General features: G+C 74.6%; 13 protein-coding genes and 2 pseudogenes. 4 read left to right on the top strand and 11 right to left on the bottom strand.

Annotation, left to right across the window (positions count from 1 at the left end):
* Positions 1–467 (bottom strand): Gfo/Idh/MocA family protein (locus SSBG_RS28095; protein WP_037872097.1); only part of this gene is annotated, 467 nt, incomplete at its 3' end.
* Positions 452–1,120, bottom strand: coding sequence for a ThuA domain-containing protein (locus SSBG_RS28090; protein ID WP_037870805.1), 669 nt, complete (start codon positions 1,118–1,120; stop codon positions 452–454). The genes SSBG_RS28090 and SSBG_RS28095, both read right to left, overlap by 16 nt.
* 386 nt (positions 1,121–1,506) lie before the next feature.
* Here SSBG_RS28090 and SSBG_RS28085 point away from each other — a divergent pair, with 386 nt between their 5' ends.
* A complete protein-coding gene (locus SSBG_RS28085) occupies positions 1,507–3,540 on the top strand; it encodes a DUF2264 domain-containing protein (protein WP_008749430.1) in 2,034 nt (677 codons plus the stop codon).
* Positions 3,541–3,630: 90 nt separating this feature from the next.
* On the opposite strand, the gene SSBG_RS28080 is transcribed toward SSBG_RS28085, so the two are convergent.
* Complete coding sequence (locus SSBG_RS28080) at positions 3,631–4,524, bottom strand: NADP-dependent oxidoreductase (protein ID WP_008749429.1); 894 nt, start codon at positions 4,522–4,524, stop codon at positions 3,631–3,633.
* A gap of 69 nt (positions 4,525–4,593) precedes the next feature.
* Here SSBG_RS28080 and SSBG_RS28075 point away from each other — a divergent pair, with 69 nt between their 5' ends.
* The gene (locus SSBG_RS28075; RefSeq protein ID WP_008749428.1) at positions 4,594–5,184 is read left to right on the top strand and encodes a TetR/AcrR family transcriptional regulator; all 591 of its coding nucleotides are present in this window, start codon (positions 4,594–4,596) and stop codon (positions 5,182–5,184) included.
* A gap of 7 nt (positions 5,185–5,191) precedes the next feature.
* Here SSBG_RS28075 and SSBG_RS28070 read toward each other — a convergent pair whose 3' ends face one another.
* A complete protein-coding gene (locus SSBG_RS28070) occupies positions 5,192–5,725 on the bottom strand; it encodes a GNAT family N-acetyltransferase (RefSeq protein WP_037870804.1) in 534 nt (177 codons plus the stop codon).
* 110 nt (positions 5,726–5,835) lie between these two features.
* Positions 5,836–6,513 (bottom strand): TetR/AcrR family transcriptional regulator, encoded by a 678-nt coding sequence (locus SSBG_RS28065; protein ID WP_008749426.1) that lies wholly within the window; start codon positions 6,511–6,513, stop codon positions 5,836–5,838.
* Between the two features lie 168 nt (positions 6,514–6,681).
* On the opposite strand from SSBG_RS28065, the pseudogene SSBG_RS28060 reads away from it, so the two are divergent.
* Positions 6,682–7,425 (top strand): annotated as a pseudogene (locus SSBG_RS28060) (SDR family NAD(P)-dependent oxidoreductase); the annotation flags it as partial.
* A gap of 89 nt (positions 7,426–7,514) precedes the next feature.
* Here the strand turns inward: SSBG_RS28060 and SSBG_RS28055 are convergent.
* The 6 genes from SSBG_RS28055 to paaI form a co-directional block, all read right to left on the bottom strand.
* Positions 7,515–8,213 (bottom strand): ribonuclease H family protein, encoded by a 699-nt coding sequence (locus SSBG_RS28055; RefSeq protein ID WP_008749424.1) that lies wholly within the window; start codon positions 8,211–8,213, stop codon positions 7,515–7,517.
* A 42-nt stretch (positions 8,214–8,255) separates the two neighbouring features.
* Complete coding sequence (ppk2, locus tag SSBG_RS28050; protein ID WP_008749423.1) at positions 8,256–9,275, bottom strand: polyphosphate kinase 2; 1,020 nt, start codon at positions 9,273–9,275, stop codon at positions 8,256–8,258.
* A gap of 153 nt (positions 9,276–9,428) precedes the next feature.
* Positions 9,429–10,802, bottom strand: coding sequence for an NAD-dependent succinate-semialdehyde dehydrogenase (locus SSBG_RS28045; RefSeq protein ID WP_008749422.1), 1,374 nt, complete (start codon positions 10,800–10,802; stop codon positions 9,429–9,431).
* Between the two features lie 141 nt (positions 10,803–10,943).
* Positions 10,944–13,046, bottom strand: a complete 2,103-nt coding sequence (locus tag SSBG_RS28040) for a glycosyltransferase (RefSeq protein WP_008749421.1) — start codon at positions 13,044–13,046, stop codon at positions 10,944–10,946.
* 186 nt (positions 13,047–13,232) lie between these two features.
* Positions 13,233–14,618, bottom strand: a complete 1,386-nt coding sequence (gene paaK / locus SSBG_RS28035) for a phenylacetate--CoA ligase PaaK (protein ID WP_037870803.1) — start codon at positions 14,616–14,618, stop codon at positions 13,233–13,235.
* Positions 14,615–15,106 (bottom strand): hydroxyphenylacetyl-CoA thioesterase PaaI, encoded by a 492-nt coding sequence (gene paaI, locus SSBG_RS28030; RefSeq protein ID WP_008749419.1) that lies wholly within the window; start codon positions 15,104–15,106, stop codon positions 14,615–14,617. The genes paaK and paaI overlap by 4 nt, the downstream gene beginning before the upstream one ends.
* A 94-nt stretch (positions 15,107–15,200) precedes the next feature.
* Here paaI and SSBG_RS28025 point away from each other — a divergent pair.
* Positions 15,201–15,534 (top strand): annotated as a pseudogene (locus SSBG_RS28025) (phenylacetic acid degradation protein PaaN); the annotation flags it as partial.

The following is a 15,534-nucleotide window of genomic DNA, read 5'->3' as shown; positions in this document are numbered from 1 at the left end:
GTCATGAAGGCGGTCGCGGCGACGGGCGTGCCGACGCGACCGTCCTCGACGGCCTTGCGCGCGGTCTGCGTCCCCGTGCCGAGGACGGTGTCCGGGGCGCAGCCGACCCGCAGCCCGGCGGCGCCGGCGGCGGCGAGCACCGCGGCGGCCTCCTCGCGCGTCGCGGCGAGCGGCTTCTCGCCGTAGACGTGCTTGCCGGCCGCGAGGGCGGCGAGGGCCACCTCGGCGTGCACGGCGGGGATCGTCAGATTCAGCACGGCGTCGACGTCCTCGCGGGCGAGGAGCGCGTCGACCGAGCCGAGCGCGAGCGCGTCCCCGGCCCGCCCGGCGGCCTCCTTGGCCCGGCCCAGGTCCAGGTCGGCGACGGCGGTGACCTTCAGCGGCCGCGTGAGCCGGTCCAGCGAGTCGAGATAGGCGCCGCTGATCTTCCCGGCCCCGACGATGCCGATCCTCAACGGCTCGCCCACAGCAGCCCCCTCTCGGTCAGGACGCGCGCGCCGGGCACGTCGAAGTCGTCGGGCTTGTGGCCGATCGTGTTGACGAAGACGCGTCCCGCGCCGTAGCGGCGGCTCCACACGGCGGGCATGACGACCTCTTGGTGGTGCTCCTCGCCCGCCGGGAAGACCGTCGTGGCGTGCACCTCGACGGCGGGGTCGGTCGCGACCCAGTACTGCTCCGTGTGGACGTCGAAGTCCTCGATGCCCTCGACCAGTTCGTGACCGGGGACGATGTGGACGCGGTGGTCGTGGTAGCCCTCGGGGTGCATGAGGAACTGCCCCCCGGTGAGCCGCTGGTAGCCAAGATCTCCGCGGAAGGAGTCCACGATCCCGCCGTGCCAGCCGGCGAAGCCGGTGCCCGCGCGGACCGCCGCGATCAGGCCCGCGCTCTGACCGGGCGTCACCTGGCCCATCGTCCAGCACTGGACGATCAGGTCGGTGGCGGCGAGGCGTTCGGCGTCGGTGTAGACGTCGAGGGTGTCCGAGGTGTCGACCGAGAATCCCGCGTCCTGGAGAAAGGGCAGGAAGAGGTCGGTGATCTCGACGGGTGAGTGTCCCTCCCACCCGCCGCGAACGACGAGCGCCCTTCGGCTGGGGTTCGTCATGGTCTTGCACGCTCCCATCGGTGCTTCACGGCCCCGCACGGCCGGATCGAGGCGGGTGGGGGCCGGTCGGTCGCACCGCGCGGGCCCGGGGGAAGGGCTTCGCGGGCACGGGGTGGTTCACGGTGTCGTCGCGCCGGCGACGCCGCCACCGGCGCGGGTGCTCCGCTCGGCCACTCGAACGTACGGAGGGCCCGCCCGTTTTGTCAATCGGCTTGACTAATGCAATCACAGCGCCCGCACAGGCCCCCCGGGACCGCGCGAAGCGCCCCGGCGGGGGCCGGGGAAAGCAATTTAGAAACCGCTTTCTCCAGTCTCGTCAGGGCGGGCCCGGTGCGCAAGACTGGCGCGGGTCGCCGCTGGTCACCGCGGCGCGGGCCAGTCGTCTCACGAAGGAGTCACACGTCATGCCGCAGCCGAGCACGCCGGGCAGCGCCCGCCCCGCGGACCCCGCCGCCTGGACGGGCCGGGCCCGCTGGGGACGGCTCGCCGACGACATGCTGCGCGCGGTGCGCCCGTACGCGAGCCAGGAGCACGCCCAAATCCGGCTGCCCGGGCCCGCGAGCGCGAGCGGCGAGTGGAGCGACGGTCTCGAAGGCTTCGCGCGCACCTTCCTGCTCGCCGCCTTCCGGCTGCGCGGCGAGGAGGGCCGGGACCCGCACGGTTTCGCGGAGTGGTACGCACGCGGCCTCGCGGCGGGCGTCGATCCGGAGAGCCCCGAGCGGTGGCCCACCTTCGCCGAGGCCAACCAGGCGAAGGTCGAGGCAGCTTCGGTCGCGCTCGCGCTCCACGAGACGCGGCCGTGGATCTGGGACCGGCTGAGCGAGCGGACCCGGGCCCAGCTCCTGGACTGGCTCGGCCTCATGGTCGGCACCGACATGCCGCAGAACAACTGGATCTGGTTCCAGGGCGTCACCGAGGCGTTCGCGCGCTCGGTGGGCGGGCAGTGGCGCCAGGAGGACCTGGACCGGACGCTCGCGACGACGGAAAAGTGGTACCAGGGCGGCGGCTGGTACTCGGACGGGCTGACCGGGGGCGCGCACCGCAACCACGACCACTACAACGGCTGGGCGATGCACCTCTATCCCCTGTGGTTCACGCGCGTCCTCGGCGAGGAGGCGCCCGCGGGGCTCGCCGACCGCTACCGGGAGCGGCTGCGGCTCTTCCTCGCCGACTGGCGCCACCTCGTGGGCGGCAACGGCGCCCCGCTCTTCCAGGGCCGCTCGCTCACCTACCGCTGGGCGGCGCTCGCCCCGCTGTGGACGGGCACGCTCTTCGACGCGAACCCGCTGACCCCGGGCGAGACGCGGGGCCTCGCGGCGCGCACGCTCTCCTACTTCACGGAGAACGGGGCGCTCACCGGTGAGGGGCTGCTGAGCCTGGGGTGGCACCGCCCCTTCGGCGGTCTGCTCCAGGTGTACTCGGGCCCGGCGTCGCCGTACTGGGCGAGCAAGGGCTTCGCGGGACTGCTGCTCCCGGCCTCGCACCCGGTGTGGACGGCGGAGCCGGAACCGCTCGCGGTGGAGCGCGGCGATTTCACGCGGACGCTGGACGGGCCGGGCTGGCTCGTGACGGGCACGGCGGCGGACGGGGTCGTACGGGTCGTCAACCACGGCGGGGACCACAGCGATCCGGCGCGGCTGTGGCCCGACGACCCGCACTACGCGCGGCTCGGGTACTCCACGCACGCGACCCCCGAGTACCCGGCGGACGCGGGCGCCGGGGCCTGGGAGGCGAGCGCGACACTCGTCGACGCGGCGGGCCGGGCGGCGCACCGCAGGCCGGTGGAACGGCTCTCGCTCGCGGACGGCACGGGCGTCTCGCGCTCGCGCGCGCACTGGCCGGTGGACACGGCGGGCGCGGCCTGGGACCCCTTCGGCGGCCCGCCCGCGGACTTCCGCACGGGGCCGTGGCTCACGGTGGGCTCGGCCGTGCGGGGTTCCGTCGAGGTGCGCGTCGCGCGGGTGGACCCGGCGGCGGGCGAGGTGCCGCAGGCGCGGGTGCGCTTCGGCGGCTGGGCACTGCCGACGGGCACGGAGCCGGTGCGCGAGACGGAGGCGGCCCGCGCGGCGCGGGTCGAGGCGGGCTCGGGCACCTTCGCCGACGCCCCCTCGGACACTCCGGGCCACGCCGAGGTGGCCTCCCCCGGCGGGCTCGTCTCCGCCGTGACCGACCTGGGCGGCCTCCCGCTCGCCTCGGTGCGCTCCGGTACGGGGTGCAGCCCGCTGGCGCACCACTCGGCCACGCCGCTCCTGACGTCGTCGGCCGCGGCCTCGCCCGGCACGGTCTACGCGGCGGCCGTCCACCTCGGCGCGGGCACCCCGGCGGCGCTGCCCGGCGTCCGCACCGCGTGGGAGCCGGACGGGACCGCGCGGGCGGAGATCCGCTGGCCGGACGGCGAGACGCACACCGTACGGCTGCCCGCACCCCCGGCGGCCTGAGCGGCGTCCGCCGCGTGACGGTGGGGTCCCCGCGCCCGTGAAGCCCGCGAGCGCCGGGTGGTGAGCGATGGTCACCACCCGGCGCCGGGCTCAGACGAGGATGACCCGGCGCCCCCGGGCGTGCCCGGCCCGGCTGTCGCGGTGCGCCTGGGCGGCCTCGGCGAGCGTGTACGTCTTCTCGACGGGGAGGTGGAGCCTGCCCCGCGCGATCAGCCCGACGGCCTCCGCGAGCGCGTCGGGGACGCTCCCTGCCGTGCCCGAGAACCGGACGCCGGACCGCGGGGCGTCGAGGTCGGCGATGGAGACCACTTTCCGGGGGTCCCCGGTCAGTTCCACGAGTTCCTCGATCACCCCGGCGCCCGCGAGGTCGAGCGCGGCGTCCACCCGCCCGAGCCGCCGCACGCGCGCCGGCCAGCCCTCGCCGTAAGTGGTGGCGAGGGCACCCAGGGCGCGCAGGTAGTCCTGGTTCGCGGCACCGGCCGTGCCGATCACCGTGATGCCGCGCTCGCGGGCGAACTGGAGCACGGCGGAGCCCACACCGCCGGCCGCCCCGCTCACCAGGAGCGTCTGGCCCGGCCGCACGCCGACCTCGCGCAGGACGCGCAGCGCGGTCTCGACCACCGAGGGGTAGCCGGCGGCCTCGGCGAAGGACAGCCGCTCGGGCATCGGGGCCCAGGCCGTCAGGACGGCGAACTCGGCGTAGGTGGCGATGCCCTCCCCGAACACGCGGTCGCCGGGCGCCACGTCCCGCACCCCCGCGCCGACCTCGTCCACCACTCCGGCGGCGTCCAGGCCGACCCCCGCGGGCAGTTCGACCGGGTGGGCGCCCAGCACCTGTCCCTCGCGCAGCCGCCAGTCGACCGGGTTCACCCCGGCCGCCCGGACCGCGATACGTATCCGCCCCGGGCCCGCGTGCGGCTCCTCGGCCTCCGTCAGGCGCAGCACCTCGGGGCCGCCGAACTCGGCGTAGCTCACTTTTCTCATGCCGGGAACGTAGCACTAACGGTTAGTGTTTTGGAACTGTTGCGTTTTCGGACCTGCTAGTGTGCGCCCATGACCGCGCCCACCGGACGCCGCGAGCGGAAGAAGGCCGCGACCCGGCAGAAGATCGCCGGCACCGCCCTGCGGCTCTTCCTGGAGCGCGGGTACGAGGCGGTGGGCATCCGCGAGGTGGCCGCCGAGGCCGACGTCGCCGTGACGACCCTCTTCTCGCACTTCGCCTCGAAGGAGGCCCTGGTCTTCGAGCGGGACGAGGACTTCGAGCGGCGCCTCGCCGGGGCGGTCACCGGGCGGGCGCCCGGGGCGCCGCTCCTGCCGCCGCTGCGCCGCGAGATCCACGCCCTGGTGCGGCACTGTGCGGCGGACGGCGCGGACCCCGTGTGGCGCATGATCGACGCCTCGCCCGCCCTGCGGAGGTACGAGGAGTCGATGCGGCTGCGGCACGCGGAGACGCTGGCGGCGGCGATCGCCGCCGATCCGGCGCTCTCCCGGTCGCGGACCGAGAGCCGGGCTCTCGCGCGGTTCGTGCTCGACGCCTACGCGCTGGCCCGCGCGGCGGAGGACCCCGCCGGGGCGGTGGACGAGGTTTTCCGGATGATCGAGGCGGCCTGGGCGGCCACGGACCCCGCCGACCCCGCCGCCTGAGCGCCCGTCAGGCGGTGCCGGGGACGGGGCCGCCGGGTGCCGTCAGCGTCACCTCGTGGTCCGTGAACCCGTGGCGGCGGTAGAAGCGCAGCGCCGCCGTGTTGCTCGCGTAGGCGGAGACCTCGGTGCGGAAGGCACCGTGTTCGCGAGCCCAGCCGAGGCAGTCGGCGAGGAGGCGGGAGCCCGTGCCCGCGCCGCGCATCGCGGGGCGGACGTAGAGGCTCGCGAGGGTCACCGTGCCGACGGGGAGCAGGGGTTCGGGCGGGCGCAGCATCGCGGTCAGGTGGCCGGTTACCTTGCCCGCGCACTCCGCGACGAGCAGGAGCCGGGCGGGGTCGGTGAGCCCGGCGGCGAGTGCCTGGCGGCCGTGCTCCGCGAACCAGCGGGGATCGGCGGCCGGGTCGCGCGGCCCGGCGTCCTCGGCGAAGAGCGCGGCCATCGAGGCGAGCAGACCGTCCAGGTCCAGATCGGTCGCGGGCCGCACCTGGATGACGGGCTCGGCCGCCGCCGGACCTCGCGGCACATCGATTCGTTCGGTCATGCCTTCGACGCTAACGGCCGCCACTGACAACGGGACCGGAGCGGCCGAGGCGCCCTCGGCGCCGCGCCGGCGCCACCGGCGGGCGAGGCTCCCGTCGCGGCGAGTCGCCGTCAGTCCCCGAGCCCCTCCAGCGCGGAGCGCAGCGCGGCGCGCAGGGCTTCCTCGTGGGTGCGGCGGTCGTCGCCGCCGCGCGCCCAGTGCTCGGCGCCGACCCGCATCGCGCCGTTCATGATGACCGCCTGGACGCGCACCGCGAGTTCGTCCACCGCGCGTCCCGTCCGCGCCGCGACGAACTCGGCGAAGACCTCCTCCGCCTCGTGGTGCGTCTCCAGCCACACCGCGTGCAGCGCCGGCTCCTCGATCGCCATCGTGATGAGCTGCTTCGTGAGCCCGGCCTCCTCGGCCCCGCCGTCGGGGTCCTGCCCGGCGATCGCCTCGGCGAGCGGCCGGTCGGCGGGCCAGTTCCCGAGCTGGGCGATGGCGCGTTCGAGGCCGAGCGCGAGGAGCGGCTTCACGCAGTGCTCCTTGGACGGGAAGTAGCGCCACAGGGTGCGGGTCGAGATCCCGGCGGCGCGGGCGATGTCGTCCCCCGAGGTCGCCGCGACGCCCTGGGCGCCGAAGAGCCGTACGGCCTCGACCGCGATCTCGCGCCGCGTCGCGGCCTTGCGCCGTTCGGTCAGCGGCGGCCGCCCCGTGCGCGCGGCGCGATGGCCCGTGCCCGCCGCTCGCGCGCGCGGGCCCGCCTCGGCGCCCGCGCGGGTCGCCGCGCCGCCTTCCCTGTCCGTCATCGCGCTCCTCGTCACCGGCCCGCCTCTCGCCGCCATTGTCCCTCGCGGGCCACTTTCTGTCACCTGACGCCTTTGTGTCACCTGGCGCCACAAAGGAGTACGCTCGGCGGCGTCGAAGCGGAACCATCCCTTCCGGTCCGGCGGTACACCTCGGAACAAGGAGTCACCATGAGCACCACAGGTCTTGCGGGCCGCAGCGTCGTCGTCACCGGCGCCGGGTCCGGTATCGGGCGCGCCGCCGCGCTGGGGTTCGCCGGCGAGGGCGCGCGGGTCGTCGTCGCCGATCTCGACGCCGCGCGCGCGGACTCCGTCGTGGCGGAGATCGAGCGGGAGGGCGGCAGCGCCGTCGCCGTCGTCGGGGACCTGAGCGAGCCGGCGGTGGTGGAGGAGGTCGTGGCGCGGAGCGTCGAGCGGTTCGGCGGGATCGACGTGCTCGTGAACAACGCCGGGATCATGGACCGGATGTCGGCGGCCGGGGACACCGACGACGCGGAGTGGGAACGCGTCCTGCGCGTCAACCTGACGGCGCCGTTCCTGCTGACCCGCGCGGCACTCCCCCACCTGCTGGCGTCCGGGCACGGCGCCGTCGTCTTCACCGCCTCGGAGGCGGCGCTGCGCGGCAGCGCGGCGGGCGCGGCCTACACGACCGCGAAGCACGGTGTCGTGGGGCTCATGAAGTCCCTCGCGGTCATGTACCGGGAGGAGGGGCTGCGCACCAACGCGATCGCCCCCGGCGGCACGGCCACGAACATCACGGTGGACAGGGCGGACGGGGCCCGGGGCCCGGCGACGATCGGCACGTACGCGGCGAACGTGGGCAAGGCGGCGCGGGCCGAGGAGCAGGCGGCGGCGATCCTCTTCCTCGCCTCGGACGCGGCGAGCAACATCAACGGCGCGCTGCTGCCGGTCGACCATCGGGCTGGGCGTGCGGTGTGCCCCATCGCTGTCCCCGAGTGGGGACGGGACCGGAGGGTCCCGCCCCCCACGCGCTCAGGCACCGCTCACTCCCCCGCGCACCCCACGTGGCCCCAGCCCTTGCCGACCTTCGTGATGTCCTCGCCCGCCGTGTAGGGCTGCCCGCAGGCGCCGCAGCGGCCGGGGTACTTGGCCTTGAGCGTCGGCGCCTTGCCGCCGGACCTGGCGGCGGTCCTGCCGCCGCTCCTGGCGCGGCTCGCGCCGCTGGTGCGCGCCGGTTCGGTGCGCGACGCGCTCGGCACGGGGGGCGCGGGGGCGCCGTACGCGGTCCCCGCCGGTTCCTGGCTGATCGCGCACTCGCTCGCGGCCTGGTCGGCGATCGCGTTGAGCGGGTCGCCGCCGACCTGGTGGGCGGGCACGTACCGGAACGCGACCTCGCGGCCCTGGAGCAGCGCGTCGATGGCCTCCACGAGTTCCTGGTTGGCGACCGGCTTGCCCGCCGCCGTCTTCCAGCCGCGGCGCTTCCAGCCGGGCAGCCACTCCGTGACGGCCTTCATGGCGTACTGGGAGTCCATCCGGACCTCCAGCGGGCGCCGCGCGTCCGTGGTCTCCAGCAGGCGGAGCAGGGCGGTGAGTTCGGCGACGTTGTTGGTGGCGGTGCCCAGCGGGCCCGCCTCCCAGCGCTCCGGGGTCCCCTCGGCGTCGGCGGCGACCCAGGCCCAGGCGGCGCGGCCCGGGTTGCCCTTGGACGCGCCGTCGCAGGCGGCGATGATGCGATCTGACATTCCTCGATCATGCCAGTCGCCGCCGGGGCCCCGGACCACCCCTCACTCCTCGTCCGGTTCCGGCACCCCGTCCTGAGGGTGGAGGCCGCGCCCGTGCCTGCTGCCCGCGAGCGGGGTCGGCGACAGGCTCGCGCTCTCCTCGCCGGGCTCCAGGAGGGTGTCGGCGGGGCCGACGACGAGCGGGTCGGGGATGCCGACGACGGCCGGGTCCTTCGCCGGGTAGTCGAGCCGGGCGAGGAGGCTGCGCATCGCCTCCAGGCGTCCGCGCCGCTTGTCGTTGTTCTTCACGACCGTCCACGGGGCGGCGTCGGTGTCCGTGGCGCGGAACATGTCGATCTTCGCCTCGGTGTAGGCGTCCCACAGGTCGAGCGAGGCGAGGTCGATGGGCGAGAGCTTCCACTGCCGCACGGGGTCGATCTGGCGGATCGCGAAGCGGGTGCGCTGCTCGGCGCGCGAGACGGAGAACCAGAACTTGACGAGGAGCACGCCGTCGTCGGTGAGCATCCGCTCGAAGGCGGGGGTCTGGCGCAGGAAGTGGTAGTACTCGGTGGGCGTGCAGAAGTCCATGACGCGCTCGACACCGGCGCGGTTGTACCAGGAGCGGTCGAAGAAGACGATCTCCCCGGCGGAGGGGAGCTGGCTGACGTAGCGCTGGAAGTACCACTGCCCCGCCTCGCGGCCGGTCGGTTTCTCCAGCGCGACGACGCGGGCGCCGCGCGGGTTGAGCCGTTCCGTGAAGCGCTGGATCGTGCCGCCCTTGCCCGCCGCGTCGCGGCCCTCGCACAGGACGACGAGGCGCTGCCCGGTGTCCTTGACCCAGCGCTGCATCTTGAGCATCTCGATCTGGAGGACGCGTTTGCGTTTCTCGTACTCGCGGCGGCCCACCTTGTGGGAGTACGGGTAGTTCTCGCGCCAGGTGTCGACGGGGGCGCCCGAGGCGTCGCGGAGCAGGGGGCGCTCCGGGCGGCTGCGGTCGATCGTCAGCCCGTCGAGGAGGGCGGCCTTCGGGTCGTCCCCGGCACCGGACGCGGAGGGTGTCGGGGCGGGCGAAGGGCTCGGCATGGGGCGGTGTCCTCACGGGCGGGGGCGAAAGGGCGGCCGGTCAGGGCCGCTCCCTCGTCCCTACCCCCGCTCGGGGCGGTGCGCACGCCCGGATGTGCGACCGGCGTACGCACGGGGGCGCGGCGCCGGCCCCCGCGCTCCCCGGAGGGCGGCTCAGCCGCGTACGCGCACGAGCTTCTTGTTGGCGAACTCCTCCATGCCGTACTTGCCCAGCTCGCGCCCGATGCCGGAGCGCTTCACGCCGCCGAAGGGCAGTTCGGCCGCGGAACCGCTCGCCTCGTTGACGTAGACCATGCCGGTGTCGAGTCGCGCGGCGACGCGCAGGGCCCGCTCGGGGTCGTCGGTGGCGATGGCCGCGCCGAGGCCGTAGGGCGTGTTGTTGGCGAGCGCGACGGCCTCGTCCTCGGTCTCGACCTTGTAGATGACGGCCGCCGGGCCGAACAGTTCCTCCTGGAAGGCGCGCATCCCGGGGCCGACGTCCGTGAGGACGGTCGGCTCGAACCAGGCGCCCTCGCGGTCGAGCGGCTTGCCGCCCGCGAGGAGGGTCGCGCCGTGGGCGACGGCGTCCTCGATCTGCGCGGCGAGGTTCTCGACGGCCTGGCGCGAGGAGAGCGGGCCCATGAAGGTGCTCTCCTCGGCCGGGTCGCCGGGGGTCACGCCCTTGACGGTCTCGGTGAACTTGCGCGTGAACTCCTCGTACTGGTCGGCGAGGACGATGATGCGCTTGGCCGCGTTGCACGCCTGGCCCGCGTTGCCGTAGCGGCCGAAGAAGGCGTTCTTGACGGTCCGGTCGAGGTCGGCGGGCCGCAGGACGAGGAAGGGGTCGGAGCCGCCGAGTTCGAGGACGACCTTCTTGAGGTGGCGGCCCGCCTGCTCGGCGACGGCCGCCCCGGCGCGCTCGGAGCCGGTGAGGGAGATGCCCTGCACGCGGGGGTCGGCGATGATCGTCGAGACCTGTTCGTTGCTCGCGAACAGGTTGACGTAGGCGCCGTCGGGGAGGCCCGCGTCCTGGAAGATCTTCTCCATGGCGAGCGCGGACTCGGGGCACTGGGGGGCGTGCTTGAGCAGGATGGTGTTGCCGAGCATGAGGTTCGGCGCGGCGAAGCGGGCGACCTGGTAGTAGGGGAAGTTCCACGGCATGATCCCGAGGAGCGGGCCCATGCCCTCCTTGCGGACCACGGCGCTGCCGCCCGCGACGACGTCGAGTTCCTCGTCGGCGAGGAAGCCGGGGCCGTTCTCGGCGTAGTAGCGGTAGATCGAGATGGTGATGTCGATCTCGCCGCGCGCCTGGGTGACGGGCTTGCCCATCTCGCGCGTGATGAGCGCGGCGAGCGCGTCCTTGCGTTCGGCGTAGAGCGCGGCGACGCGCTCCAGGACGGCGGCCCGGTCCGCGGCGGCACTCGCGCGCCAGCCGCGGTACGCCTCGGCGGAGCGGTCCAGGGCGTCCTGGATCTCCGCGTCGGTGGCCTCGGGGAAGGTGCTCTCGGTCCGGCCGGTGGCGGGGTTGACGACCTTGTACGCGGTCATGGTGTCCCTTCGTGCGGTACGGGGTGGGGGCGGTACTGCCTTCCTCCACCGTCTCACCGACCGCCGCGGAACTATCCCCGGGGGCGTGCTCCTTTTCTCCGGGCGCCGGCCGTGACCAGGCAGGACGGGTCCGGGGCGGGCTCAGTCGGCGGGGAGCCTGGCGGGCCGGTCGCCGGTGTCCCGCATGAGGAGCGAGAGATCGCCGCGCACGTTCACGAAGGGCCGCACCCGCGCCGTGCCGCCCGCCGGGTGCTCCAGCTCCGTGTACGGCAGCACGGCGGCCTTCTTGCGGTCCACCAGGTCGCCGAGGACGCGGCCCAGCGGTACGGGGGCGACGCCCGGCTCCGGGAGCAGCGCGAAGTCCCACACGTCCTGGGCGCGGGCGTGCCCGGCGAGCGGCATGACGTACGGCAGCCGGAAGCCGAAGCGTCCCCGGCCCTGGTCGCGCGCCGCGAGCAGGAAGCTTTCGCTGCCCTCCTCGCGGGCCTTGACCCGGACCATCGCGCCGCGCGGCAGGGTGCGGACGATGCCGTGGAGCTGGGCGGTGACGAGGAGACCGGAGTCGCCGGTCTCCAGGGCGACGATCTCGGCGTGCGCCGGTCGCCGCCAGGCCCGTATCGCCAGGTAGCCGTCCTTCGTGCGGTACGGAATCCAGTGGGCGAAGCCCGTGCCGTCCTCCAGGGGCGGCAGCCCGGGCAGCGCGCCCTGTTCGACCAGCGCGGCGCGCAGTCTTCGCCGGGTGGTGCCCGCGAGGAGGTGGACGTCCCAGCGGCCCTCGTCCAGGCGGTGCGTGGCGCGGCCGAGGACGGCGGGGCCCGGCTCGGGGACCGGGAGGCGCACCGCGCGGGCCGCCGGGTCGTCGCGGAGCGTGAGGAGGAGTTCGTAGGGGCCGGGGAAGGGCGCGGTGGGGCGTATCTCGATCGCGCCGGTGCGGGTGACGAGGGCGCGGGCCTCGGTGCGCGGGCGCGGGGGCTTGCGCGGGGGGCGGGCGCGGCGCGGGACGCGGAAGGGCGGGGTGAGGCGCGCGGCGGCGCGGGCTGCCTTGCGGGGGCGGGGGCCGAGTGCGTCGAGTTCGGCGCGGTCGCGGGTCCTGCGAGCCCCGATGTCGTCCAGGATGCGTTCGTAGGCCCGGGCGGCGGCCTCGGTGGAGTGGGCGGCGGCGTGGACGCGGGCGGTGCGGCCGAAGCGGTCCCGCGTCTCCTGGTCGTCCATGAGGCGGCCGAGCGCGGCGGCGAGGGCGTCGGTGCCGCCGGTGAGGGGGGCGAGCAGTCCGGTGACCCCGTGCGCGACGAGGCGGCCCGGGCCGTGCGGGGCGTCGGTGGCGACGACGGGCACGCCGGCGCGCATGGCTTCGAGGATGCCGTGGCCGTAGGGCTCGATGTCGGAGCTGACGGCGGCGATCGCGGCCTTGGCCCACTCGGGTTCCATGGGCGTGACGGCGCCCATGAGGAGGACGTGGTCGTAGAGGCCGAGCCGGTCGACGCGGCGGCGCAGCGCGGCGTGCTCGGGGCCGCGTCCGTAGATGCGCAGGGTCCAGCCGGGGTGCTCGGGGAGCAGCTTGGCGAAGGCGTCCACGAGCCGGTCGTAGCGCTTGCCGGGGACGAGGCGTCCGGCGGCGATGATCGTGCGGGAGGTGCGCAGCGAGGGGGTGAGGCCGAGGTCGGGGCTGCCGGGCGGGACGGCGTGGACGCGGTCGGCGGCCTCGGGGACGGCGGCGCGGTAGGCGGCGGCGTCGTCCTCGGTGAGGGTGACGAAGGCGTCGAGGTGGGGCAGGCAGCTGTTCTGGTCGGCGCGCAGCCGCGGTTCGTGCGAGTGGAGGGTGAGGTGTTCCTGCCCGATACGCAGGTAGCGGTCGCTGCCGTGGCGGGCGAGGTAGCCGTTGAGCAGGGGGCGGGTCGCGATGACGGCGTCCGCGTCGGTCCAGGCGAGCCATTCGGTCAGCCGCAGGTCGTGCAGGGTGCGGTAGCGCAGGCGGCCGGTCTCGACGGCGGGGTCGGGGAACATGCGGTGGGTGCCGGTGTTGAGGACGTGGTCGCCCTCGTAGCCGGGGGTGTCCTCGCGCATGTCGATGAGGGAGCTGAGCCGGACGCGCGGGTCGAAGGGGAGGGCGGGGGTGTCGGCTACGCGGTGGACGCTCATGACCTGGACGTCGTGGCGTTCGGCGAGGGCCGCCGAGAGGTGGGCGGTGCCGCGGATGGTCGCCCCGATCCCGTAGGCGTTGTGGATCAGGAACGCGATGCGCATACGCGGGCCTCCCCCTTGGTCGTGCACAAGTGTCCGGGAGTCAGACGATTGCGCGGGCGGGGGGTTGTACGAGTGAGGCGCACGTCACATCGCGGGGACGGCGCGGGCCCGGGGCTCGCGCGGGCCCGGGGCTCGCCCTTTCGGGGCTCCGCCCCGGACCCGCGACGTTCCCGGCCGCCGGAGCGGTCAGGAGCGGCGCTCGTCCATGATGCGTTTGATCTTGCCGACCGAGCGTTCCAGGGTGTCGGGGTCGAGGACCTCGATGCCGACGCTGACGCCGATCGTGTCCTTGATCTTCTTGAGGACGACGGCCGCCGCGGCCTCGCGGGCCTCGGGGCCGGAGTCCTGGCGGGCCTCGACGCGGACCGTGAGGTGGTCCATGCGGCCCCGGCGGCCGAGGTGGATCTGGAAGTGCGGGGCGAGCGCGGGGACGCGGAGCAGGATCTCCTCGATCTGGCTCGGGAAGAGGTTCACCCCGCGCAGGATGATCATGTCGTCGCAGCGGCCGGTGACCTTCTCCATGCGGCGCATCCCGGGCCGGGCGGTGCCGGGCAGGAGGCGGGTGAGGTCGCGGGTGCGGTAGCGGATGACCGGGAGGGCCTCCTTGGTGAGCGAGGTGAAGACCAGCTCGCCGGAGGTGCCGTCGGGCAGCACCTCGTCGGTGATCGGGTCCACCACCTCGGGCAGGAAGTGGTCCTCCCAGATGTGCAGGCCGTCCTTGGTCTCGACGCACTCGCTCGCGACGCCGGGGCCCATGACCTCGGAGAGCCCGTAGATGTCGACCGCGTGGATGCCCATGCGGTCCTCGATCTCGCGGCGCATCTCCTCGGTCCACGGCTCGGCGCCGAAGACGCCCGCGCGCAGCTTCGTGGAGCGCGGGTCGACGCCCTGGCGCTCGAACTCGTCCAGCAGCGTGAGCATGTACGAGGGCGTGACCATGATGAGGTCGGGCTCGAAGTCCTGGATGAGCTGGACCTGCCGGGCGGTCTGGCCGCCGGAGGCGGGGATGACGGTGCAGCCGGCCGCCTCGACGCCGTAGTGGGCGCCGAGCCCGCCGGTGAAGAGGCCGTAGCCGTAGCTGACGTGCACGCGGTCGCCGGGGCGGGCTCCCGCCGCGCGCAGCGAGCGGGCGACGAGGGCGGCCCAGTCGCGGAGGTCCTTGTCGGTGTAGCCGACGACGGTGGGGCGCCCGGTGGTGCCGCTGGAGGCGTGCAGCCTGCGGACCTCCTCGCGCGGGACGGCGAACATCCCGAAGGGGTAGGTCTCGCGCAGGTCCGCCTTCGTCGTGTACGGGAAGCGGGCGATGTCCTCCAGGGTGCGCAGGTCCTCGGGGCGCACCCCCGCCTCGTCGAACTTGCGGCGGTACAGCGGCACGTTCGTGTAGGCGTGGTCGAGGGTCGCGCGCAGCCGCTCCAGCTGCAGGGCGCGGATCTCCTCGCGGCCCAGTCTCTCGGCCGGGTCGCGCAGTGCGTCGGGCAGCGCCTCGCCGAAACGCGCCGGGCGGGTGCCCGGGGCCGTCGGCGGCTGCTCCTCGGGCCAGGACTCCGTCGTTCCGGCCTCTGTGGTTGTCATGTTCGTTCCTCCACGCCTCGGATCACACGGCTGCGACCGCGGAATTCCACGACGACGGTGTGCTGGGGGTCGTCGCGCTCGATACGCACGTCGTACAGACCGCTGCGGCCGAACCTGGTGCGTTCTCGCGCCTCGGCGACGAGAACGTCGCCCTCGAAAGCGGGCGCCACGAAGTCGATGTCGGCACCGGCCCCGACGGTCACGGGCCCCCGGGAGTTGCAGGCGACGGCGAAGGCCGTGTCGGCGAGGGTGAAGAGGAAACCGCCGTGGGCGACACCGTGCCCGTTGACCATGGCGCCGGTGATCTCCATCCGGACCCTGGCGGTGCCGTCGCCCGAGGAGAGCAGTTCCATGCCCAGCCCCCGCGAGGCCCGGTCCTTCGCCCACATGGCGCGTTCGGGACCCGTCCCGCGTCCGGCGGGACCGGCCGGTCCGGCCGCCTCCGCATTGTGCGCCTCGACCGGCTTCGTGTCACTGCCACGTCCCATGTGGCGCTCACCACCCTTGCTGCCCGACCGAACATTCGGTTAGCTTTCGACCGGGTCAGTAATTCAGCATCCGATTCGCCTGTCAAGGGGTCCCATGTCTTCTCCCGCCACTGCCAGGACCGATTTCTTCGCACGTCACGAGGGTCTGCTCCGCGCTGCCGCCGAGGCGATCGCCACGCGCGGTTTCCACTCGGCCTACCCCGAGTCGCCGAGCAAGTCCGTCTACGGCGAGGAGGCCCCCGAGGCCGGCGAGCGCGCCTTCCGCGACCTGCTCGACCGGCCCTTCGCGCTGCCGGGCCACCCGGGCGAGGCGGGGGCCGTGGGCGGCGAGGTCTCCCCGTACGGGCCGCGGCTCGGCATCACCTACCCGCGGCTCGGCCCGCGCGAGGCGGTGGCCACCGCGAAGGCGGCGGGCCGCGCCTGGCGCC

The sequence above is a fragment of the Streptomyces sp. SPB074 genome, assembly GCF_000154905.1.
Classification (GTDB): Bacteria; Actinomycetota; Actinomycetes; order Streptomycetales; family Streptomycetaceae; genus Streptomyces.
This window is presented reverse-complemented; position numbering and strand designations above follow the sequence as displayed.